This window comes from Pseudomonas sp. JL23, assembly GCF_056933585.1.
In genome coordinates, this window is the sequence record NZ_CM167795.1 from 3973354 (window position 1) to 3994220 (window position 20867).

Annotated in this window: 19 protein-coding genes and 1 riboswitch; of the genes, 8 read left to right on the plus strand and 11 right to left on the minus strand. The window is 61.5% G+C overall.

Annotated features, from left to right (window positions below; all coding sequences use genetic code 11):
* Nucleotides 1-21: 21 nt before the first annotated feature.
* Together AC1Z24_RS18395 and AC1Z24_RS18400 are read right to left on the minus strand one after the other, a co-directional pair.
* Entirely contained in the window at nucleotides 22-1089 is a 1068-nt protein-coding gene (locus AC1Z24_RS18395) for an alpha/beta hydrolase family protein (RefSeq protein WP_483742082.1), read from the minus strand.
* A gap of 385 nt (nucleotides 1090-1474) precedes the next feature.
* Nucleotides 1475-2359 (minus strand): LysR family transcriptional regulator, encoded by an 885-nt coding sequence (locus AC1Z24_RS18400; protein ID WP_483742083.1) that lies wholly within the window; start codon nucleotides 2357-2359, stop codon nucleotides 1475-1477.
* Between the two features lie 96 nt (nucleotides 2360-2455).
* Here AC1Z24_RS18400 and AC1Z24_RS18405 point away from each other — a divergent pair, with 96 nt between their 5' ends.
* Nucleotides 2456-3382 carry a DMT family transporter gene (locus AC1Z24_RS18405; RefSeq protein ID WP_483742084.1) on the plus strand — a complete coding sequence of 309 codons (927 nt, stop codon included), beginning with the start codon at nucleotides 2456-2458 and terminating at the stop codon, nucleotides 3380-3382.
* Between the two features lie 39 nt (nucleotides 3383-3421).
* On the opposite strand, the gene AC1Z24_RS18410 is transcribed toward AC1Z24_RS18405, so the two are convergent.
* Both AC1Z24_RS18410 and AC1Z24_RS18415 read right to left on the minus strand, forming a co-directional pair.
* Entirely contained in the window at nucleotides 3422-4036 is a 615-nt protein-coding gene (locus AC1Z24_RS18410) for an FMN-dependent NADH-azoreductase (RefSeq protein ID WP_483742085.1), read from the minus strand.
* A gap of 476 nt (nucleotides 4037-4512) precedes the next feature.
* Nucleotides 4513-6435, minus strand: a complete 1923-nt coding sequence (locus AC1Z24_RS18415) for a phospholipase D-like domain-containing protein (protein WP_483742086.1) — start codon at nucleotides 6433-6435, stop codon at nucleotides 4513-4515.
* Between the two features lie 175 nt (nucleotides 6436-6610).
* On the opposite strand from AC1Z24_RS18415, the gene AC1Z24_RS18420 reads away from it, so the two are divergent.
* Both AC1Z24_RS18420 and AC1Z24_RS18425 read left to right on the plus strand, forming a co-directional pair.
* On the plus strand, nucleotides 6611-7516 hold the full coding sequence (locus AC1Z24_RS18420) for a LysR substrate-binding domain-containing protein (RefSeq protein ID WP_483742087.1): 906 nt from the start codon (nucleotides 6611-6613) through the stop codon (nucleotides 7514-7516).
* A 13-nt stretch (nucleotides 7517-7529) separates the two neighbouring features.
* The gene (locus AC1Z24_RS18425) at nucleotides 7530-7880 is read left to right on the plus strand and encodes an MmcQ/YjbR family DNA-binding protein (RefSeq protein WP_483742088.1); all 351 of its coding nucleotides are present in this window, start codon (nucleotides 7530-7532) and stop codon (nucleotides 7878-7880) included.
* Nucleotide 7881: 1 nt separating this feature from the next.
* Here AC1Z24_RS18425 and AC1Z24_RS18430 read toward each other — a convergent pair whose 3' ends face one another.
* Both AC1Z24_RS18430 and AC1Z24_RS18435 read right to left on the minus strand, forming a co-directional pair.
* Complete coding sequence (locus tag AC1Z24_RS18430) at nucleotides 7882-8277, minus strand: DUF1294 domain-containing protein (RefSeq protein ID WP_483742089.1); 396 nt, start codon at nucleotides 8275-8277, stop codon at nucleotides 7882-7884.
* 159 nt (nucleotides 8278-8436) lie between these two features.
* Nucleotides 8437-9267, minus strand: coding sequence for an undecaprenyl-diphosphate phosphatase (locus tag AC1Z24_RS18435; RefSeq protein ID WP_483742090.1), 831 nt, complete (start codon nucleotides 9265-9267; stop codon nucleotides 8437-8439).
* A 267-nt stretch (nucleotides 9268-9534) separates the two neighbouring features.
* Between AC1Z24_RS18435 and pnuC the strand changes: the two genes are divergently transcribed.
* Both pnuC and AC1Z24_RS18445 read left to right on the plus strand, forming a co-directional pair.
* Nucleotides 9535-10095, plus strand: a complete 561-nt coding sequence (gene pnuC, locus AC1Z24_RS18440; protein ID WP_483742091.1) for a nicotinamide riboside transporter PnuC — start codon at nucleotides 9535-9537, stop codon at nucleotides 10093-10095.
* Complete coding sequence (locus tag AC1Z24_RS18445) at nucleotides 10092-10628, plus strand: AAA family ATPase (protein ID WP_483742092.1); 537 nt, start codon at nucleotides 10092-10094, stop codon at nucleotides 10626-10628. The genes pnuC and AC1Z24_RS18445 overlap by 4 nt, the downstream gene beginning before the upstream one ends.
* Here AC1Z24_RS18445 and AC1Z24_RS18450 read toward each other — a convergent pair.
* A complete protein-coding gene (locus AC1Z24_RS18450; RefSeq protein ID WP_483742093.1) occupies nucleotides 10616-11941 on the minus strand; it encodes a sigma-54 dependent transcriptional regulator in 1326 nt (441 codons plus the stop codon). The genes AC1Z24_RS18445 and AC1Z24_RS18450 overlap by 13 nt on opposite strands.
* A 353-nt stretch (nucleotides 11942-12294) precedes the next feature.
* Here AC1Z24_RS18450 and AC1Z24_RS18455 point away from each other — a divergent pair, with 353 nt between their 5' ends.
* Nucleotides 12295-12561 (plus strand): hypothetical protein, encoded by a 267-nt coding sequence (locus AC1Z24_RS18455; RefSeq protein ID WP_259103191.1) that lies wholly within the window; start codon nucleotides 12295-12297, stop codon nucleotides 12559-12561.
* Nucleotides 12562-12706: 145 nt separating this feature from the next.
* On the opposite strand, the gene AC1Z24_RS18460 is transcribed toward AC1Z24_RS18455, so the two are convergent.
* The 4 genes from AC1Z24_RS18460 to cobW are packed head-to-tail and all read right to left on the minus strand — an operon-like array spanning nucleotide 12707 to nucleotide 19226.
* Entirely contained in the window at nucleotides 12707-13318 is a 612-nt protein-coding gene (locus AC1Z24_RS18460; RefSeq protein WP_483742094.1) for a vWA domain-containing protein, read from the minus strand.
* 53 nt (nucleotides 13319-13371) lie between these two features.
* Nucleotides 13372-14391, minus strand: coding sequence for a magnesium chelatase ATPase subunit I (locus AC1Z24_RS18465; protein ID WP_483742095.1), 1020 nt, complete (start codon nucleotides 14389-14391; stop codon nucleotides 13372-13374).
* Nucleotides 14391-18158 (minus strand): cobaltochelatase subunit CobN, encoded by a 3768-nt coding sequence (cobN, locus tag AC1Z24_RS18470; protein ID WP_483742096.1) that lies wholly within the window; start codon nucleotides 18156-18158, stop codon nucleotides 14391-14393. The genes AC1Z24_RS18465 and cobN overlap by 1 nt, the downstream gene beginning before the upstream one ends.
* 3 nt (nucleotides 18159-18161) lie before the next feature.
* Nucleotides 18162-19226: a cobalamin biosynthesis protein CobW gene (gene cobW, locus AC1Z24_RS18475; RefSeq protein WP_483742097.1), complete on the minus strand. Its 1065-nt coding sequence runs from the start codon at nucleotides 19224-19226 to the stop codon at nucleotides 18162-18164.
* Nucleotides 19227-19320: 94 nt separating this feature from the next.
* Nucleotides 19321-19537: riboswitch (cobalamin riboswitch) on the minus strand.
* 107 nt (nucleotides 19538-19644) lie between these two features.
* On the opposite strand from cobW, the gene AC1Z24_RS18480 reads away from it, so the two are divergent.
* Together AC1Z24_RS18480 and cobM are read left to right on the plus strand one after the other, a co-directional pair.
* Nucleotides 19645-20070 carry a cobalamin biosynthesis protein gene (locus AC1Z24_RS18480; RefSeq protein WP_483742098.1) on the plus strand — a complete coding sequence of 142 codons (426 nt, stop codon included), beginning with the start codon at nucleotides 19645-19647 and terminating at the stop codon, nucleotides 20068-20070.
* Nucleotides 20067-20813: a precorrin-4 C(11)-methyltransferase gene (gene cobM, locus AC1Z24_RS18485; protein ID WP_483742099.1), complete on the plus strand. Its 747-nt coding sequence runs from the start codon at nucleotides 20067-20069 to the stop codon at nucleotides 20811-20813. Before AC1Z24_RS18480 ends, cobM begins: the two co-directional genes overlap by 4 nt.
* Nucleotides 20814-20867: the final 54 nt, after the last annotated feature.

Genomic DNA, 20867 nt, shown 5'->3' on the forward strand with positions numbered 1-20867 from the left:
CGCAAATGATTGTGCTCTTGATCAGAGCCCTGCACTCGCCTGTGCAGACCCACCCTGATCACGATGCGCCGTCTGCATCCCGGCCAGCTCCGATACGCCCAGAGCGCTGTCGAAGAACTGACCGGCATCGGAACTCAGTTGCCGATGGATATCTTCACGGTCCACGCCCACGCGGTCGTTGCACATCACCGGAATGGTCGCCCGTTGCTCGTCGGTGCACGGTGCCATGAACACAAAGTGCCCTGCCCCGGCCAGCAGCTTGAACTCCGGGCTCTTGGGCAGCTTGCGCGCCAAGGCCTGGGCGTTCTTGTCCAGAGCCAGCAGTTCATCGCCATCACCGGCATACATCAGCACTGGCACCTGCACATCACTGAGGGTCTGGCGGCCGAACATCAGGCTCAACGGCGCCATCAGCATCAGGGCACGGACCCTTGGGTCGGCCTTGGCGTGCAGGTCATCACGGTCGACCAGCAGCTCGCCCCGGGTTTTGCAGGCGTCGCGGTCCTGCGGACGTTCGATGCAGTATTCACGCAAGCGTTGCAGGTCCGGCTGGGCACCCGCGAGGATCAATGCAGTCTCACCGCCAGCGGAATAGCCGATCACCCCGACCTGACGCGGGCTCAGGTAAGGCGACAGCATGGGATCGACCAGCGCGGCGCTGATGGCTTCGGAAATCTGCAGGGGGCGGCCGTACAGGTTGCTCAGGGCACCCAGACGGCTGTGATCGAGATAGTTATCGCCAGGGTGCAGCACCGCGACCACCACAAAACCCTGCCGCGCCAGAGAGGTGGCCAGGTCATGCAGCGCAAGCGGCGTACCAGTGTTGCCGTGGGACAACATCAAGAGTGGGAAACGGCCCATGGCGATGTGGGCATCTTCGCCAGCGTGGAGTTCATAGCCCTGGACTTTGGTGACCTGTTCGTCGTCCGTGGACGGATAGAAGGCAATGGCCTTCATCGGCTGGGAATCCAGGGGATCGAGGAAGCTCAACTCGTGGAAACCCGCACTCCACTGCTCCTCGGCCTGCACTTGCACCGAAATCAGGCTATCGAGTAGACACACCAGCATCACTGCACAAAGACGTACCATCGTCAGGCCCACCCCTTCCAAGTTCGAACTGCTACTCCACCCATACAACACGGCAAACCCGCCAACGGCGCACTTATCGCACCTTCATGGGATACAGCCCTGCACAAGTCGGGCCAGATACCCACTACAACTTTTCACACCGGTAATAACTGATAAGTCGGTCAAGCTTCAGGGCGTTATCTTACTTTCGATAAGGAAACGTCGTTCGTAACAAAATCGTAAATCCTGGAGCCTCTGCGGAATTGACCGCTGCCGCAGCAGAAAACTCCGTCGTTACCAACAAATAAATATAGATCCGCAACTCAGAACAACCCTCCAGCGCGACCAGAGGTCACGGCGCAAATGGGGGTAAGAGGAAGAAATTCAGCGCCAGCAAGTCACAAGATTATTCAAAGCGTGTCACGGGCTCCCTGAACTCAGCCTGTAACAACTCGACAAAGGCGTCACGGGCAGGGTGCCGTCCGGCGCTTTCATGCCAGTAGAACAGGTTGTCGATACTCGCCAGTTCAGCGAACTCATGGCCCTGCCAACCCGCCCCGGCCCGGTATTGCTCGTAGATCCCGCGAGGCACCAGGGCCACCCCGGCACCGGCACTGACACAACCGACGATCGCGCCATAGCTGGCAATGCTGGTGATTGGCTGCACCTGTTCATGGCGCAACAGCCATTGTTCCAGGGCAAAACGATAGGGACAGCCCGCAGGCCACATGAAAATCGCCTTGCCCTGCAAATCGGCCGCCGTACGCATGGGACCATCAGACGTCGGCGCGATCAGAATCAGGTCTTCACGGTACATCACAGCGCGCTTGAGGCCCTGGCGCTCGACGTCTACCGCGACAATCGCGCCATCGAGCCGGCGATGGCGAATATCGTCGAGCAACTGGGTCCAGTTACCGGTGCTCAACTCCAGGCAGACCTGGGGGTACAGCGCATGGTATTTGGCCAGCAGCCGGGGCAGCCGCCCGGACGCGCTCGACTCGATGGCACCGATGCGCAGCGGGCCGCTGGGTGCAGCGCCAGGCCCCAAGGCATGGCGGGCCTCATCGGCCAGGGCGAGGATTTTCCGTGCGTAGTCCAGCAGCACCTCGCCAGCCGGGCTGATGCGCAAGCCTCGTCCTTCACGGAAAAACAGCGTCGCCCCCATTTCCCGCTCCAAAGACTTGAGCCGCGAGGTGATATTGGACGGCACGCAGTGCAGGACCTCGGCAGCACGGACGATGCTGCCCAGGTCGTGGACTGTCTTGAACATGCGCAGTTGGGCGATTTCCATGACTGACTCAAAGTGAATGGTCAGCTCAGTTTAAGTCACTTGTAGTGAGACAAGGGCTTTTTGATACTCGCCGCTTCGATGCTCAGGAGTCGCGACATGCAAGCCATCACGCCCACCGCTCAAGCAACCGAAAGACCCAGGCCCACCCTGAAAATCGCCATGGCCACGCTGTTCGTGATTCTCTGCTGGGCCTATTCGCCAACGGGGGTCCATATTGCGCTGCACGACTACGGCCCCGCTCATCTGGCGCTGCTGCGCTTTATCGTGGCCTCGCTCTTCATGGCTGGCGTGGCGTTGGTCATGGGTATTTCCCTGCCGCGCCTGCAAGATCTGCCGGTACTGGCCCTGCTCGGTCTGTTTGCCGTAAGCCTGCACCACGTTGCCCTCAATTACGGACAACAGGGTGTCAGTGCCGGGGCGGCCAGCGTACTGGCGCAAACCACGCCACTGTTCAGCACGCTGCTGGCGCATTTTGTGTTCAAGGAGCGGGTCAATGCCAGGCAGTGGGCCTGCGTGCTGTGCGGCCTGTTCGGCATTGCCATCGTCGCTGGCGGCGATCATGGTTTGGCCGGGCTGAACCTACAGGCCCTGCTGATTCCGCTGGCAGCCTTGTCCTGGAGCCTGTATTTCGCCCTGCAGAAACGTCATTGCCATCGTTACAGCGGGCTGACCATCGTCTGCTACACGGTCTGGTCGGGCACGGCACTGCTGCTGATCTATGTGCCGGGCCTGTGGCAGGTCGCGCAACATGCCTGCGCCCCGGCCAACCTGGCCGTGCTGACCCTGGGGATTTTCCCCAGTGCCCTGGCGTATCTGGCCTGGGCCTATGTGCTGGCACACAGCAATGTCAGCCGCGCTGCCCTGGCGCTCTACCTGATTCCGCCCACCGCCATGTCCATGGCCGCCATCGCTCTAGCCGAATGCCCTGGGCTCATGGTTATCGTTGGCACCGTCATCGTCCTGGCGAGCGTGCTGGCGTTGACGTTGAGCCCGGCCATAAAACAAAAAACTCCGTCGCCCTGAACAAGGTGACGGAGTTTATTTGACAAGCCAGCGGCTTGATCAGGCAGTCGCGAACAGCTCTTCAGCGATCTGCTTCTGCGCAGCGGTGATCGCATTGGCGCGCGGCTCGTCACCGTAGGCCAGGCCGTGGGCGAAGACGAATTCGATATCGGTGATACCGAGGAAACCGAACAGTACACGCAGCAGGTTTTCGTGACCGGCGGCGGTTGGCTGACCCACATGCAGGCCACCGGAAGTCGACACGATGATCAGTTTCTTGCCGCCGCACAGGCCTTCCGGACCGGCTTCGGTGTAACGGAAGGTGCGCCCGGCAACGGCAACACGGTCGATCCACGCCTTGAGCTGGCTCGGGATGCTGAAGTTGTACATCGGCGCGCCGATCACCACGACGTCAGCATCGATGAACTGCTGCAGGGTCGCTTCGTTGGTTTCGGCTTCCAGCTTCTGCGCGGCAGTGCGGGCATCGGCGGGTGTACCGCCAGCGGCCAGGCTTGCACCATTGAAATGGCCCAGTGCGCCTTCGCTGGCCAGATCCAGGTAGCTGACTTGGGCGGTGGCATCAACAGCCTTGTAGGCGTCGACCACGGCGCGGCTCAACTGACGGGAGGCCGAGTGATCACCAAGAATGCTGGAATCGATATGCAACAGTTTCATATGAATGCTTCCCAAAGTGAGAATCGCCACTTGGCGATCAAGTGGGGATAATCCTACAGGTCATATCAATTAACGATTAGTCTGCATTTTTGCGATAGTTTGTCCCATAAACAGGACAGTCTATAGATTGCAGTAGCGCACCTTCTATGTGGGAGCGAGGCTTGCCCGCGAATTGGGCGGCGCGGTTTATCAGGTTAATCGCGTCATCGTTCTTCGCGGGCAAGCCCTGCTCCAACGGATCGCCGCCCCGTAACCATCGCCTCCATCGATTATCGCCATCACCCATGTTCGTTTCTATACCGCGCCCATTCGGCGGATCCTTGCCCCATTCATTCAACGCCAGCCATTGCGGCTGGCCCAAGGGGAGCATCGAACATGCTGATTCTGGTCTTGCTGGTTCTGATTTTCGCTGCCGTGGCGGTTTACGGCTTCACTGCCCTGGTCATCCGGGTAGCAAAGGGAACCGCCCTGCGCGGCTAGTCCCCAGCCAGCAGATACGCGCGCAGGTCCTGTGCATCGGCATTGATGTATTTGTCTTGCCAGGTGTCGTCCTCGCGCAGAAAGCCTTTATCCACCGCCTTTTTCACACTTTTGCCCTTCAATCCGGCCTCGCGGGCGCGATCCTGCTGAACGGCGCGGAAACGATAGTGTTCGACCACATCGAGAACATGCACGGCATAGGCGCAGGCCAGGGACTTGTTGCCACGCACGATGAGCAGGTTTTCGTCGTTGGCATAGGACGCCTTGAAACCCAGGTTGTGACTTCCCGTAATCACCACGCAGTCCTTGTCGGACATCGGGTCGATAACGATAATTTTGTCGTGCACGATGGCATGACCAATACCCGGCAACTCCTTCTGGAAATCACCGATCTGATCGTGCAAGGCCTCTGCCCGCACCATTAACACGTTGGGCAGGCCCGGCGGGGAGAACACGGCAGATGCAGGCACCTTGGGATCATCCGCCTCCGGGCTCTGGTAACCCGGCATCGCTGTCGGATCACTGATGGCGCCCTGGATCAACAGGCCGGGGCGGTGTCGGCCAAAGGTCAGTGCGGCCGCGACGGCGGTGTTCAGGTCATCACCGGTCTCACTGGTCCGCCCCGGATTGAACACTAATAGAAATATCGCCTGTCGAGCCTTGGACATCAGCTCGAATACTGCGGCAAGGTCCGGCGGCACCGTCCTGTTCGCAGGACTCCCCCGATTCGGCGTATTGGGCGAAAACCACAGCTGAACCGGCACACCGCCCTGATTGATGGCCGCATCTACCGGCGTGGCATTGGCCAGGCGCAACTCGGGGCCTTGATTAGCCTTGTTGCTGGCATAAAGAGGCTCAGGACGCGGTTGTTGGTCCTTCAGCAGCCTGAACCAATAGTCCAGATATGCCTGGGCGACTGCACTCGAACGAAAAACGATGGTGTTGTTGGTCTGGGCGCATAACCCGCTCGGTGTCCAGTTGGTGCTGCCGCTCCAGACCGATTCGGGCTTGCCGTTGACCAGCACAACGGCGAACTTGTTATGGCCGATGCCTGACGACGTATTGAACATCCGGTCCTGAATTCGCTCAGGGCTGAACACGTCGTGCAGGCGTGCACGGGGCTTTTCATTGGTGCTGTCCCATTTTTTGCTTTTCTCGTCGTAGCCGGCGGTGGACAGAATCAGATGAGTGCGCCCGGCGTGCTGTACAAGCAGATCGATCAACTCAGGATCGGACAATTCGTACAGCGCACAGTAGATCTGCCCGTCTCGCGCTTCTGCCTGGACAAAGATATCCCGCAACATGGGCAGCACATCTGCGGCCAGGAAGGTGCGCAAAGGGTCGTTTGGGGCGCTGATACGTTTGCGCAGCTGCACGGCACTGGGCATCTTGCCCTTGGGGGTATGCAGTTGCTTGCGCAGATTTTGCGTAGACAGGATGCCATTGTTGAAGCCCGCCGAGACGTCGCCATGATCGTTGCTGGCGACAATCTCATTGGTCTCGATGGCCGTTCCATAGAACGCCAACGGGATCGGTTCGCCGCTGTATTTGCCGGGTTGCGCGGTGTCCGTCGACGGGACCGGCTCCCGGCCTTCCTGCAACGGGCCAACGGGGCGAACCTCATAGCGCACCCGCAGCGGGCCGGTTCGGCTGGCCAGGGTATTACGGCTTTTGCGTAGCGTCAGGTCACGCCATGAGAACTTCTGAATGGGCCAGACACTGGTGTCCTGCTCTTCCCATCCGGGGTTGGACTGGGACTTGAAGGCAACCCAGGACGGCAGCACACGCCGCTCGCCGGTATCGACAAAAATCCGCGTGATCAGAAAACCCAGGCAGCCATCGATCCTGCCGTCGGTTTCCCAGGCCAGATAAGCCACTTCATCGTTACAGAACGCCTTCGCCTTGATGATCTTTGCCATGCCTGTTTGCTCCAATCCCTGGTAGCGCCCGTATGCGCTGCGTCGACTTCAACATTCCCCCCCGGATATGGCAGTTGAGTGAAGCCGCGCAAATCGTCCCACTGCGTAAAGCAATAGCCAACCAACCCGCAACAATGCGAAGGTTCGCCCCACTCATAGAACAGTCGAACTTCTCATGCAGGACCTCAACGATCTCTACTACTTCGTCAAAGTCGTCGAACACGGCGGTTTCGCCGCAGCCGGGCGTGAATTGGGCATTCCCAAGTCGCGTCTGTCGCGGCGCATTGCCGAACTGGAAGAACGCCTGAATGTCAGCCTGCTGCAGCGCACTACACGCAAACTGGCGCTGACTGCCGTCGGCGAGCGCTATCTGACTCACTGCCAGGCCATGTTGCTGGAAGCGGAAATGGCCGATGAGGCCGTGGCCTCGCTGTCCACCGAGCCGCGCGGGCGCCTGCGGGTATCCTGCCCGTTAGGCATGTTGCAGTGGAACCTGTCGGCGGTGGTCAATGAATTTCTTGCCAGCCACCCGCAGGTGCAACTGGAAATGCTGCTGGTCAATCGGCGGGTCGATCTGGTCAACGAGAGCATTGATGTCGCCCTGCGCGTACGCGACATCGGCGACGAAGACCCGCAACTGATCGTGCGCCAGCTGGTCCCTGCCCGGGCACTGCTGGTAGCCTCCCCGGCACTGCTCGCAGGCCATGACATCCGCACGCCGAATGACTTGGCCAGGCTGCCGATCCTCGGAGCCATCGACGCCGCGCGCAAGGTGCACTTCCAATTGACCCACCGTGACGGCGAACGCCAGGATTTCTCCGCCGAACCGCGCCTGGCCATAGATGACTTTCCCATGCGCAAGGGTGCGGCCTTGGCCGGGCTGGGTGCGACGATGCTGCCACTGTTGAACTGCCAGAAGGAATTGGCCGACGGCAGCCTGATCCAGCTACTGCCCGAGTGGTCGCTGCCCGCCGGCAATCTGCAGGCAGCCTACACCCAACGCCGGGGTATGCTGCCCGCCGTCAGAGCGTGGATCGAGCACGTCAGCAGCGCCTTCAAATACGAAGACAACGGCGCATGAACAGGAGATGAGCATGGATATCGAAGCAATCGCCGCCTTTTGCCTGAGCCTGCCAGGCGCTCGGGAGGACTATAAATGGGGCGGCGTCCGGGTGTTTTCCATTGCCACGAACAAGATGTTCGCGGTCATGGGCCTGTCGGGCGATGACCTGGCGTTCAAGGTCGGCAGCAATCTCTTTCTCGGCTACGTCGACCGTCCTGGCATCCGTCCGGCGCCCTACCTGGCGCGCGCCCACTGGATCAGCATGGTCTTGCCACCGCCCTTGAGCGACAGCGAGCTGACCGACCTGCTGACCCGCTCGCACCAGTTGGTGGTGGCACGCCTGCCGAAACGCCAGCAGATCGCGCTCAAGCTTGATAGCTGAGTCAGTACAAATGGCGGGATATAAATGTCCCGCCAAGCAACACCCGGTCCAGCCAGAACAGCTCATGCAGCAGCACAATCAGCCAGAACAGCACTTGGTACGACGCCTTGCGGGTCTTGTGGCGAAACACCTGCTGCGCCAACAGCGCCCCCGGCCAGCCGCCCAACAACTCGGCGGCATGGAGGACCTTCTCCGGGGTGCGCCAGCCGTCGTTGCGCGCCTGATACTTGTCCCGTGCATACAAGGCAAAAGCCAGTACGCTTGCCAGCAGATAAGCCAGCGCTGGCAATCGCGAGCCGCCCTTGAGCCACATCGATACCAGTCCTATTCCTGGCAACGCACACAGGCCCAGGAAAATCGCCAGTTTTAATTTGAGCCACTGCACATCTGAATGCATTTTTACCCTCTGGCAGGAAATCTCGCTCCACCGAGCTGTTACCTCGTTGGAGCGAGGCTCGCCCGCGAAGGCCTCGACGCGGTACGTCTGAATTGTCGCGGCGCTCAATTCGCGGGCAAGCCTCGCTCCAACAGGCCAATATTTATGGCGTGACGAAGCTCAAGGTTGCGCCGACGACCAATCAATCCAGCCAAACTGCCAGGTCGCCAGAATCAGCAGGCCAAAGGCAATCCGATACCAGGCAAACACCGCATAACTATGGCTGGCAATGAACTTGAGCAGTCCGCGCACGGCAATCATCGCGAAGATGAATGAAGTAACGAAGCCAATGGCAATCACCCCGAAGTCATCGGGCTTGAACAGATGCCAGTACTTGTAGCCCGACAGCACGGCGGCGCCGACCATGGTCGGCATGGCCAGGAAGAACGAAAACTCGGTAGCCGCCTTGCGCGACAGGCCGAACAACAGACCGCCGATGATGGTCGAGCCGGAGCGCGAGGTGCCCGGAATCATCGCCAGGCATTGCGCGCAGCCGACTTTCAGGGCTTCCTTCCAGGTCATGTCATCGACCGTTTCCGCTGTCACCATATGCTCGCGGCGTTCGGCCCAGAGCATGATCACGCCACCCACCACCAGCGCCGTGGCCACGGTAATCGGGTTGAACAGGTAATGGTGAATCAGGTCGGAGAGCAATACCCCAAGCACCACCGCCGGCATGAAGGCGATCAGCAGATTGGCGGTGAAACGTTGCGCCTGGCGCTGCTTGGGCAGGCCAATGATCACATCGAGGATCTTTCGGCGGAACTCCCAGACCACCGCCAGGATGGCCCCCAGCTGGATGATGATGTTGAACGCCATCGCCCTTTCGCCACCAAAACCGATCAAGTCCGCAATAATGATCTGGTGGCCGGTGCTGGAAATCGGCAGGAACTCTGTCAACCCTTCCACCACACCGAGTATCAACGCCTGAGCGGCGGTCCAAAGATCCATCATTCCCCCAAGTGGAAGCCGTGCGCGTGGCAGGCATCCTTAATATGTATACAAAAACGGCTGCAAACAGGGCCAACAAGGTATGGCGCCCCGCCATGCTCAATGCCGGTCAAGGCTGACGGGGAAAAGCGGCGCGATGCTAGCAGACAACATGTGACAACGCTCATCGCGCAACAATGAGCAGTGCTGCAAAATATTTTCGGCTACCCCACAGGCGCAAATGCTTACAATCGCCCTCCATTTTTTTCGCCCTTCGAGGAGTCGCCGTTGTCAGGCCTTGAACTATTGGCATCCGCCCTCGGCGTAATCGCCGTCTGGCTCACTGTGAAGCAGAACCTCTGGTGCTGGCCGATCGGGCTGATCATGGTGCTGCTGTACAGCTGGTTCTTCTTCGACGTGAAGCTTTACTCGGACATGCTGCTGCAGGTCATCTATGCGGTCCTGCAAGTCTATGGCTGGGTACTGTGGAGCCGCCGCCAGCAGGCCCCGGCCCGTGCGGTCAGCGTCCTGACCGTGCAAGCCATGCTGCCGGGGTTGGCGGCAGGCGCAGTCGTCAGCCTGCTGCTGGGCGCCGCCATGGCGCACTTCACCGACGCCGCACAACCCTGGCTGGATGCCGCCCTGACCGGTTTCAGCCTGGTGGCTCAGGTGTGGATGGCGCAGAAACGCCTGCAATGCTGGCCGCTGTGGATCCTGCTCGATGTGATTTTCGTCGGTTTGTTTCTGTACAAGGCGCTATACCCGACGGCTGCGCTCTATGGCCTGTTCACCCTGCTGGCCGTGCTCGGCTGGCGTGAGTGGCGCCGGGCGTTGGTGCCTACGGCATGAAAGTGCTGGTCCTGACCGGGCCTGAATCCAGCGGCAAAAGCTGGCTCAGCGCCGAGATACAGCGTCAGTACGGCGCCCTCGTAGTGGGCGAATACGTTCGTGAGTTCATCGATTTGCATCGCCGCGACACCTGCTACGCCGATATCGATACCATCGCCCGGGGTCAGCTCGCCCGGGAAGATGCCGCCCGCGCTACCGCCGCTCGATTGGTGGTTCTCGACACCCATCTGTTGAGCAATATGTTGTGGAGCCAGGCGTTGTTCGGTGCTTGCCCGGACTGGCTGGAAGGGCAACTGTTGAGCCGTCGCTATGATCTGCACCTGCTGCTTGCGCCGGAAGGTGTCGACTGGGTCAGTGATGGTCAGCGCTGCCAACCACAACTCGGCCAACGGCAGAAATTCTTCGCTGACAGTCAGCACTGGCTGGAACGTCATCAGCAGGCGTTTCAGGTTATTACTGGCGACTGGGATACGCGCCGTGAACAGGCTTTTGCCGCAGTAGAGCAACTGCTGGAACAGGATCAGCGAATTTGATGCTTGTGCAGCAGGCGGTAGAACGTCGGACGTGAAATACCCAATACCTTGGCGGCGACGCTGAGATTGTCACTGTGCCGGGTCAGGACATCGCATAAAGCCTGACGCTCGGCGCGGGACTTGTACTCGTCCAGAGTGCCCATGCTGCTGACGATATCGTCGTCGCCCAGCAACCCCAGGTCCGCCGCCTCGATCTGCCGTCCATCGGCCAATACCAGGCCACGCCGCACCCGATTGGCCAGTTCTCGAACATTGCCCGGCCAGTCATGCTTGCCCATGGCGATCAGCGCGTCCTGACTGAAGTTGCGCGCCCTGCGCCCGGTTTCCTGACTGTAGAAATGAGCAAAGTGATTGGCCAGCAAGGCCAGGTCACCATGGCGCTCGCGCAGCGGTGCCGTCCCCACCTGCAATACGTTCAGGCGGTAATACAGGTCTTCGCGAAAGCGCTTCTTGCGAATGGCGGCCTCCAGGTCCACATGGGTCGCGGCGATGATTCGTACATCAATAGGTATCGCTTCGCGCCCGCCCATGCGCTCGATCTGCTTGTCCTGCAGAAAACGCAGCAGATTGGCCTGTATGTCCAACGGCAGATCGCCGATTTCATCGAGGAACAAGGTGCCGCCATCGGCCGCCTCGATACGTCCGATCCGCCTTTCCTTGGCGCCACTGAACGCCCCCGCCTCGTAACCGAACAATTCGGAGTGAATCAGATGCTCAGGGATTGCCGCACAATTGACCGCCACAAAGGGTTTGTTGCGTCGATGGGACTGGCTGTGCAGTGTGCGCGCGACCAACTCCTTACCGGTGCCGCTTTCACCGCGAATCAGTACAGGCGATTCGGTGGGCGCCAGCTTGCTCAGCAATCGTCGCAATTCGCGGATGGGGCGACTGTCACCGAGCATTTCATGCTCCTGCGCACTGGCCGGCACACCGCCCTGGCTGCGCAGGCGTGCCATGCCATAGGCGCGCCCCAGCGTGACCTGCACTCTGGCGACGTCGAATGGCAAGGTATGGAAATCGAAAAACCACTCACAAACAAAGTCACCGATCTTCTCCCGACGCAGGTCATCCGGGGTCAGCACGGCAATCCATTCGGTATTGCTGCGAGTAATCAGCTCCTTGACCAGGTCGGGATGCTCGAAATGCTGAGGCATCAGGCGAATCAGTCCGATGTCGCAGCTGCGCCGCAGGGCGTCTTCGAGGGTACAGCTGTCAACCGCCCAACCGGCCAGTTTCAGGACGGGAATTAACTGGTGACAATCGTCGCAAGGATCGACGATCAACAGGCGTCGCGATGTAGCCGCATCATGCATATAGGTTCCTTGGCGCCAAATTGACCGGACATGAGTTATAAATCTTTTTAAAACAGTGTCTTGGCGATTCCGAAATTTACATTAGCAAGTTTTTGACACACCCTTGTACCGATTGACTATATGGCCAAGATCGAAAAGTAATTAGTGGCGCCGCGCTTATTAGCCAGCGCTCTGAAATCTCGGCGGCGATTGACCTGGAAGGGTTGAAAGACGCGGCTTTGTAAAAAATCGGAAAAATTTCGGCTTTGTGTGTGACTCATGTGCCGGTTGCCGTCATCAACACAAGTAACCGGCCGAGCGGTAGGCCCACCGACGGCGGACCTGAATTGATACGGGCACTTGAGGAATTGACCATGAACGCCCCACTGCGCTTTAACGACGTACTTTTGATTGCAGGCAACGCTTTCAAACCTTTTCAATGCGTTGCCTGGGCTCCCCAGGACGGTAACGGTGTACTCAACCTGACCGTCGTCGACCGCATGAGCGCCCGTATCGGCCGCAAACAGATCCCGAGCAGCGCTTACTCCGACAAGGCGCAACTGGCCAACTGGCTGGAAGAAGCCCGTGCTGAAATCAGCAACGAAGGCTACGACCTGAAGCCTTGGACCATGCCGGCCTGAGTCTGCGGCATCTCGCAGGAGCAACATTGTGGGACCGGCTTCAGCCGGGAAGAGGCGGGTGCATTCACAGCATCTCTTCAGCCAGCAAAGGCGCCTTCCCGGCTAAAGCCGGTCCCACAGCCCTGTATATGTTCTGGTTTCTCAGTCAGATAATCTTTAAATCATCTATCGCCTGATACCGCGCATTTAACTGCGCCGCCAGTTGCTGTGCCCGGCCCAGACGAATCGGGCCCTGTTCAATATCGATCAGGCAGCACGGGCAGGCAAACTGCGGTAGCCCGGCAGTTTCCTTGATACGCCCATCCGTCAGCACCCAGACCCGCTGTACTTCATCCGGATAGCGCCGCGCACGCCGCTGCAACCAGTCGGCCGCCTGTTGCAGGGCCTCCGGCAGCGGAGTGCCGCCGACCGCGCCGAGGCTGTCGAGCCAGGGTTGCAGCGCCCGGGAAGCCTTGTGCCCTTGATACTGCCAGCGGGCCTGGCTGCCACTGGCGGTGAGCAGGGCCAGCCGTGCGCGCTGGCGATAACCCTCATCGAACATCTGTGCCAGCAGTCCCTTGGCTTTGCTTAACGCCTGGGAGCGCCGGGTCGAGGCCGAGGCATCCACCACCAACAGCCAGATTTCCTGTGCACGACGGCTGCGGGGCTGACGAATCAACTCATGACGATGACGCGGACGCCCGCGCAGCAAGGTCGGCACCCAAGCGATGGCGCCCTGCTCGCCCGCAGCCATGGCGCCACGGCTACCGCCGCTCAACGCACCAGGTCGGGGCTGGGCATCCGCCGTCGAACTTGCTTGAGGACGGATGCCTAGGGCTTTTTTGGCCAGCTCGGCACTTCACGGCGCTGGCCGGTAGCGACGGCCTGGGCGGTCAATTCGCCCCACTGGCCCTGGGCATTGTCGGGCTTGTCGGCTGCCGACTGATTATTCGGCGGCGTCGGAGCCTGGGCGCTTTGCTCATTGGACTGACTGTTGCGCCGCCGATGACGCAGGGCAAACTCGGCCACGGCCTCGATATCCTGCTCGTCGATGGCCCATGCGCCACGCCAGGCAGCGTGAGCCCGGGCCGCCCGCAGCCAGACCAAATCAGCACGCAAACCATCGACCCCGGCCGTAAAGCAACGCTCACTGATGGCCTGCAAGGCGCTGTCGTCCAGCTCAATCTGCGCCAGCAACACACGGGCCTGCTGGCAGCGTTGTTGCAGTTGCTCCTGCTGCGGCTGCCACTGTGCGCAGAAGCCTTGCGGGTCGCTGTCGAAATCCAGGCGGCGGCGGATGATCTGGCTCCGTTCGGCCGGCAGAGTCTGCCCGCTGAGGGCGACGTTAAGACCGAAACGGTCGAGCAACTGCGGGCGCAACTCGCCCTCTTCCGGGTTCATGGTGCCGATCAGCACGAAGCGCGCCGAGTGATGGTGGGAGATGCCGTCGCGCTCCACCAGATTGACGCCGCTGGCGGCCACATCAAGGAGCAGATCGACCAGATGATCGGCCAGCAGATTGACCTCATCCACATACAGCACGCCGCCATCGGCCTTGGCCAGTACGCCCGGCGAGAACTGCGCCCGCCCCTCGCCCAGGGCCGCGTCCAGATCGAGAGTACCGACCAGTCGCTCCTCGGTGGCGCCCAGGGGCAAGGTGACGAACTGCCCGCTGGCCAGCAGATCGGCCAGGCCCCGGGCCAGGGTCGACTTGGCCATGCCCCGTGGCCCTTCGATCAGCACACCGCCGATCTTCGGGTCGATGGCGGTCAGGCACAGCGCCAGTTTCAGCTCATCGGCACCGACCACGGCGGCCAACGGAAAATGCGGGATGTCGGCAATGCTTGTCATCAGTTCTCTTCTATATCCAGCAGCAGGTTTTCCAGCGCTTCCCGATAATCCCCCGGCTCCTGCCAGAGCCCGCGCTGCTGGGCTTCGAGCATGCGTTCGGTCATGTCGCGCAGGGCGTCGGGGTTATGCTGGCGAATGAACTCTCGGGTCGAATCATCCAGCAAGTAAGCATCGGCCAGCAGCGCGTATTGGTGATCATCGATCAGCTCGGTGGTGGCGTCGAAGGCAAACAGGAAATCCACCGTCGCTGCCATCTCGAACGCACCCTTGTAGCCATGGCGCTTGACCCCTTCGATCCACTTGGGATTGGCTGCCCGCGAACGTATGACGCGGTTCAGCTCTTCCTTGAGAGTACGTACTTTCGGCAGGTCCGGCTGGCTGTTGTCACCGTGATAACTGGCGACTTTGTGCCCGCTCAGACTCTCCACCGCCGCCAGCATGCCGCCCTGGAACTGGTAGTAATCGTTGGAATCGAGCAGGTCATGCTCGCGGTTGTCCTGATTCTGCAGCACCGCCTGGACCTGGGACAGGCGTCGGGCAAAGCCCTCGCGGGCCGGTGTACCGTCATCGGCGGCGCCATAGGCATAGGCGCCCCAGTTCAAATAAACCTCGGCCAGATCCTCGCGGCTCTGCCACAGGCGCCCGTCGATAGCGTTCTGCACGCCCGCGCCATAGGCGCCCGGCTTGGCCCCAAAGATGCGCCAACCGGCCTGTCGCACCGCGTCATCGGCGCTGAGCCCGTCGGCTTGCAGGCTACAACGTTCTTCGCGCACCCTGGCGGCCAGGGGGTTCATGTCATCCGGTTCATCCAGGGCCGCCACCGCCTGCACCGCCGCGTCGAACAGGCGGATCAGGTTGGCGAAGGCATCGCGGAAGAAACCCGAGACCCGCAATGTCACGTCCACACGCGGCCGATCCAGCAGGCTCAGCGGCAGAATTTCGAAATCATCGACCCGCTGGCTGCCCGTGGCCCATACCGGCCGCACGCCCATCAGGGCCATGGCCTGGGCAATGTCATCGCCGCCGGTGCGCATGGTCGCCGTGCCCCAGACCGACAGGCCGAGCTGGCGCAGGTAATCGCCATGATCCTGCAGATGCCGCTCCAGCAGCAGGTTGGCCGACTGGAAACCGATGCGCCAGGCCGTGGTGGTGGGCAAGTTGCGCACGTCCACGGAGAAGAAATTGCGCCCGGTGGGCAGCACATCCAGACGCCCGCGACTCGGCGCACCGCTGGGCCCGGCCGGGACGAAACGGCCGCTCAGGGCATCCAGCAGGCTCTGCATCTCCGCCGGACCGCAGGCGTCCAGACGCGGTGCCACTTGTTCACGCAGGCTCTGCAAAATCAGGCGCAGGTCGTCATGCGCCGGCAAATCGTTCAAGTCGTGCTGCAACAGCACCCGCTCGATCAGGGCACTGGCAAACAGCTCCAGACGTTCGCGGGTATCTCCGGCGCTGCGCCAGACCTGATCCGTGACAGCCAGCAGCGCTTGCGGACGCGGGCCTGTCCAGGCTTCGGCCAGCTCGCAATCCAGAGGATCGAAGCCCAGCTCGAAGGCCTTGGCCAATGCCCGCAGCAAACTCGACTGGGCGCCACGGCCATCGCCACGGGGAATGCGTAGCAAGGCCAGCAAGGTATCGATGCGCAGACGGCCGCCGGGCGACTCGCCGAACACATGCAGGCCGTCACGAATCTGCGATTCCTTGAGGTCGCACAGGTAAGTGTCCAGGCGCGGCAGCCAGATCGCCGCATCAGCCTGATCGTCGAGGTTGTCGTCCAATGCCAGTTCGCGGTCCAGATGGCTGTCGCGCACCAGTTTGAGGATGTCCCGTTGCAGCTCCTGGGCGCGACGCGGGTCGAGCAGTTGCGCGTCGTAGTACTCGTCGGCCAGCAGCTCCAGATCGCGCAGCGGGCCGTAGGTCTCGGCGCGAGTCAGGGGCGGCATCAGGTGATCGATAATGACCGCCTGGGTGCGGCGCTTGGCCTGGGCACCCTCCCCTGGATCGTTGACGATGAAGGGATAGATATTGGGCATCGCACCGAGAATCGCGTCCGGCCAGCACTGCTCAGACAGGCCGACGCCCTTGCCCGGCAACCACTCCAGATTGCCGTGTTTGCCGACGTGAATCAGCGCGTGGGCGCCATAGGCCTTGCGCAGCCAGAAGTAGAACGCCAGGTAACCGTGGGGCGGCACCAGGTCCGGGTCGTGATAGACCGCGCTGGCATCGACCTGATAACCCCGGGCCGGTTGAATGCCGACGAAAGTCAGGCCAAAGCGCAGCCCGGCAATCATCATGCGCCCACTGCGAAACATCGGATCGGCCTCGGGACCGCCCCAGCGCTCGGTCACGGCAAGGCGGTTGGCCTCGGGCAGCGCGTTGAACCGGGTCAGGTATTCATCCAGGGCCATGCTCTGATGGCAGGGCCGCTGATCGAGATTGTCCAGATCGTTGCTGACTCCGCCCAGCAGTTGCTGGATCAGCTCGGTGCCCGACGCGGGCAACTCCGTTGCCAGGGGATAACCTCCGGCCTGCAAGGCCCGCAGGATATTCAGCGCTGCGGCCGGGGTGTCCAGGCCAACACCGTTACCGATACGGCCATCCCGGGTCGGGTAATTGGCCAAAATGAGGGCAACGCGCTTGTCCGCATTGTTCAGGCGCCCGAGCAGAATCCAGCGCCGCGCCAGTTCGGCGACAAAATCCATGCGCTCCGGTTGCGCGCGGTAGCAGACCACGTCGCTCTGGCTGCGCTCACTGCGCCAGGCCAGGTCCTTGAAGCTGATCGGTCGGCTGATGATGCGCCCGTCCAGTTCCGGCAGGGCAATGTGCATGGCCAAGTCCCGTGGACCCAGGCCCTGCTCACTGGCCGCCCACGCTGTTTCGTTGTCCTGGGCGCAGATGGCCTGGATCACCGGGATATTGCGGCGGAACGGCCGCAGATGCGGCGCCTCGGGGCTGGACTGGGCGAAACCAGTGGTATTGAGGATCAATTCGGCGTCGACCTGATCCAGCAAATCCTCCACCACGCTCAGGCAGCCCGGTTCCTTGAGACTGGCCACGGCCATGGGCAGCGGATTGAGGCCCTGGGCCTGCAAGCGCTGGCAGAACACGTCGATAAACGCCGTGTTGGCCGCCTGCAGGTGGGAGCGGTAGAACAACAGGCCCACCACCGGCTGATCGGCCTGCCAGTCACGCTGCCAGTCCGCCAACTCGGCACTGCCGAGACGCGGATGGTAGATCGCCGTGCGCGGCAGGCTGACCGGTTCGGACCAGGGATAATCACGGCCCAACCAGCGACTGGCCATGAATTGATACAGCTGCAAGGCATTGTGTCGACCGCCCTGGCGCAGGAAGTGCCAGAGGCGTTCGGAATCGGCGGCGGGTACGGTGCTCAGGTCGCTGAGTTCCGGGTCCGGACGGTCGTCGCCAGGCACCATGATCACCTGCACACCGCGCCCCGCCAGCTCCACCAGACGCTCGACGCCGTAACGCCAGTAGCCGACGCCGCCGTGCAGGGAAATCAGGATCACCTTGGCGTGGCGCAGCACCTCATCAACATACAGGTCGACGGATGCGTGATTCTGCACCTGCATCGGGTTGGCCAGGCGCAGGCTCGGGTAGTCGTCGGGCAGCTGCTGCGCGGTTTCCGCCAGCAGCGCCAGATGGGAATCGCCGCTGCAGAGAATCACCAGCTCGGCCGGGGTCTGGCCCAGGTCGGCAATGCTGTCATCGGGGACAAAGCCGCCGGGCTGGGTTCTCAGCAGGTGCATGGGTCAGCCTGCGATGGCAGCGCGCAAGGCGGCTTCGAGGACCACGGCATCCAGTTCCTGGCCGATCAGCACCAGATGGGTCGCGCGCTCTTCGTCAGCAGCCCAGGCACGGTCGAAATGCTTGTCGAAACGGGTACCCACGCCCTGGATCAGCAGGCGCATCGGCTTGCCGGGAATGGCTGCGAAGCCCTTGACCCGCAGAATGCCGTGCTGCACCACCAGTTGGTTCAGGGCCGCCAGCAGCTGCGCTTCGTTGGCCTCGGGCAGCTTGATCGAGATCGAATCGAAGGCGTCATGGTCGTGATCGTCATGGTCGTCGCCTTCGTGATGATCGTGGTGAGTCTTGCGCCCGTCGATATGCACTTCGGATTCGGCTTCCAGGCCCAGCAAAACGTTGAGCGGCAGGCGCCCGCTGCTGGCTTCGATAACCTTGACTGCTGGCGGCAGCTCTTGCGAGACCTCGGCACGCACCGCAGCCAGGCCTTCGGCGTCGATCATGTCGGCCTTGTTGAGAATCACCAGGTCGGCGCTGGCCAGTTGGTCGGCGAACAGCTCGTGCAGTGGCGATTCGTGATCCAGGTTCGGATCAAGCTTGCGCTGGGCATCGACCTGATCCGGGAAGGCGGCAAAGGTGCCGGCCAGCACAGCCGGGCTGTCGACCACGGTAATCACCGCGTCGACGGTGCAGGCGTTGCGAATTTCCGGCCACTGGAAGGCTTGCACCAGGGGCTTGGGCAGGGCCAGGCCCGAGGTTTCGATGAGGATATGGTCCAGGTCGCCGCGACGGGCTACCAGCTCGCGCATCACCGGGAAGAACTCTTCCTGCACGGTGCAGCACAGGCAGCCGTTGGCCAGCTCGTAGACGCGGCCATTGGCTTCTTCTTCGGTGCAACCGATGCTGCATTGCTTGAGGATTTCGCCGTCGATGCCCAGCTCGCCGAATTCATTGACGATCACGGCAATGCGACGCCCTTCGGCATTATCGAGCATGTGCCGCAACAGGGTGGTCTTGCCCGAGCCAAGGAAGCCGGTGACGATGGTGACGGGGAGTTTGGCCAGTGTTTTCATCGGATGCCCTTTGGCAAAGCGGCGGGCAAGCAGGACGAGAACCGACGGCCTGCGCGCGTGGTTCGATTCGCCACCGGATCACCCCGCCCGGTTGTAGTGAGAATTTCGCGAGGCAGGTCTCCTGGCTTACGGCGGCGCGTCGCTTGCGTTGCGACGGGCATTCAGCGCGCCTTCCCGCTTGCGCAGTGGCTATGCGATGAATATGACCGTTTACAGTTGCGGGGGCAGCCGCGGAGTAGCACCGCGTTCCCTTCTTAGCCCTGACCGCCGTTTGCAGGCCATGTCAGGGAACCTCGAACCGGCAAGGCTACGCAGTGGTCGGCGGCAGGTCAATGTCTGGCGCCTGTCACCTCGAAATTGACGATACAAGGCGCAGCATGGTCTCCTCCCGGCCTGCCTGACGATCGAGGACGCTATCGTGAATCCACCCGCACCCACCCTGGTGATTGGCCTCGGCTGCAAAAGCGGCTGCTCCACCGACACACTGCTGGAACTGATCGAACAACAGCTTGAGGCCTTCGGCACGGACCTGTCGGCCATCGACGCCCTGACCTCCATCGAGCACAAACGCGCCGAGCCCGGCCTGCTGGAACTGGCCGAGCGCCTGGAAAAACCCCTGGTCTTGTTCAATGCCCTGCACCTGTCGGCGTTCGAGCGCCAGCTCAGCCATCGCTCCCAGGCGTCTTTCGACAGTACCGGCTGCTGGGGCGTGGCCGAAAGCGCGGCCCTGGCCCTGGCGGTACAACTGGGCGGCGGCAATACCGGGCTGCTGATCAAGCGCCAGAACAACGCCGAAGCCACCTTTGCCCTGGCCGGCAGCACTGCTCATCCGGAGAGCCCATGACCGTTTTTTTCATTGGCGCAGGCCCCGGCGATCCGGAACTGATCACGGTCAAGGGCCAGCGTCTGATCAGCAGTTGCCCGGTGATTATTTACGCCGGATCACTGGTCCCGACAGCCGTGCTCGAGGGGCATCAGGCCACTCAAGTGGTCAATAGCGCCGAATTGCATCTGGAACAGATCATCGAGGTGATGAAATCCGCTCATGCACAGGGCCGGGATGTCGCTCGCGTGCACTCCGGCGACCCTAGCCTGTATGGCGCCATTGGCGAGCAGATTCGCTATCTGCGCGAGCTGGAAATTCCATTCGAGATCATCCCCGGTGTCACCGCCACGGCTGCCTGCGCGGCGCTGTTGGGCAGCGAACTGACCCTGCCGGATATCTCGCAAAGCGTGATTCTGACCCGCTACGCCGACAAGACCGCAATGCCTGCAGGCGAAGAACTGGCCAGCCTGGCGCAACACAAGGCAACCATGGCGATTCACTTGGGGGTGCAGCATCTGGGCAAGATCGTCGCCGAACTGACGCCGCACTACGGCAGCGACTGCCCAATCGCGGTGGTCCATCGCGCCAGCTGGCCGGATCAAGACTGGGTGAGCGGCACCCTGGCGGATATCCATGACAAAGTTCAGGCCAAAGGCTTTCGCCGTACGGCACTGATCATCGTCGGCCGGGTGCTGGCCAACGACAGTTTCAGTGAGTCATCGCTGTATCGGGCGGGGCATGCGCATCTCTATAGGCCATAAATAACACGAGCCTAATCAATGCATTTCCCCTGTGGGACCGGCTTCAGCCGGGAA

Excerpts from the sequence above, each read along its gene's own strand:
- AC1Z24_RS18395 (WP_483742082.1), bottom strand. The coding sequence starts at position 1,089 with ATGGTACGTCTTTGTGCAGTGATGCTGGTGTGTCTACTCGATAGCCTG.
- AC1Z24_RS18400 (WP_483742083.1), bottom strand. The coding sequence starts at position 2,359 with ATGGAAATCGCCCAACTGCGCATGTTCAAGACAGTCCACGACCTGGGC.
- AC1Z24_RS18405 (WP_483742084.1), top strand. The coding sequence starts at position 2,456 with ATGCAAGCCATCACGCCCACCGCTCAAGCAACCGAAAGACCCAGGCCC.
- AC1Z24_RS18410 (WP_483742085.1), bottom strand. The coding sequence starts at position 4,036 with ATGAAACTGTTGCATATCGATTCCAGCATTCTTGGTGATCACTCGGCC.
- AC1Z24_RS18415 (WP_483742086.1), bottom strand. The coding sequence starts at position 6,435 with ATGGCAAAGATCATCAAGGCGAAGGCGTTCTGTAACGATGAAGTGGCT.
- AC1Z24_RS18420 (WP_483742087.1), top strand. The coding sequence starts at position 6,611 with ATGCAGGACCTCAACGATCTCTACTACTTCGTCAAAGTCGTCGAACAC.
- AC1Z24_RS18425 (WP_483742088.1), top strand. The coding sequence starts at position 7,530 with ATGGATATCGAAGCAATCGCCGCCTTTTGCCTGAGCCTGCCAGGCGCT.
- AC1Z24_RS18430 (WP_483742089.1), bottom strand. The coding sequence starts at position 8,277 with ATGCATTCAGATGTGCAGTGGCTCAAATTAAAACTGGCGATTTTCCTG.
- AC1Z24_RS18435 (WP_483742090.1), bottom strand. The coding sequence starts at position 9,267 with ATGGATCTTTGGACCGCCGCTCAGGCGTTGATACTCGGTGTGGTGGAA.
- AC1Z24_RS18445 (WP_483742092.1), top strand. The coding sequence starts at position 10,092 with ATGAAAGTGCTGGTCCTGACCGGGCCTGAATCCAGCGGCAAAAGCTGG.
- AC1Z24_RS18450 (WP_483742093.1), bottom strand. The coding sequence starts at position 11,941 with ATGCATGATGCGGCTACATCGCGACGCCTGTTGATCGTCGATCCTTGC.
- AC1Z24_RS18455 (WP_259103191.1), top strand. The coding sequence starts at position 12,295 with ATGAACGCCCCACTGCGCTTTAACGACGTACTTTTGATTGCAGGCAAC.
- AC1Z24_RS18465 (WP_483742095.1), bottom strand. The coding sequence starts at position 14,391 with ATGACAAGCATTGCCGACATCCCGCATTTTCCGTTGGCCGCCGTGGTC.
- cobN (WP_483742096.1), bottom strand. The coding sequence starts at position 18,158 with ATGCACCTGCTGAGAACCCAGCCCGGCGGCTTTGTCCCCGATGACAGC.
- cobW (WP_483742097.1), bottom strand. The coding sequence starts at position 19,226 with ATGAAAACACTGGCCAAACTCCCCGTCACCATCGTCACCGGCTTCCTT.
- cobM (WP_483742099.1), top strand. The coding sequence starts at position 20,067 with ATGACCGTTTTTTTCATTGGCGCAGGCCCCGGCGATCCGGAACTGATC.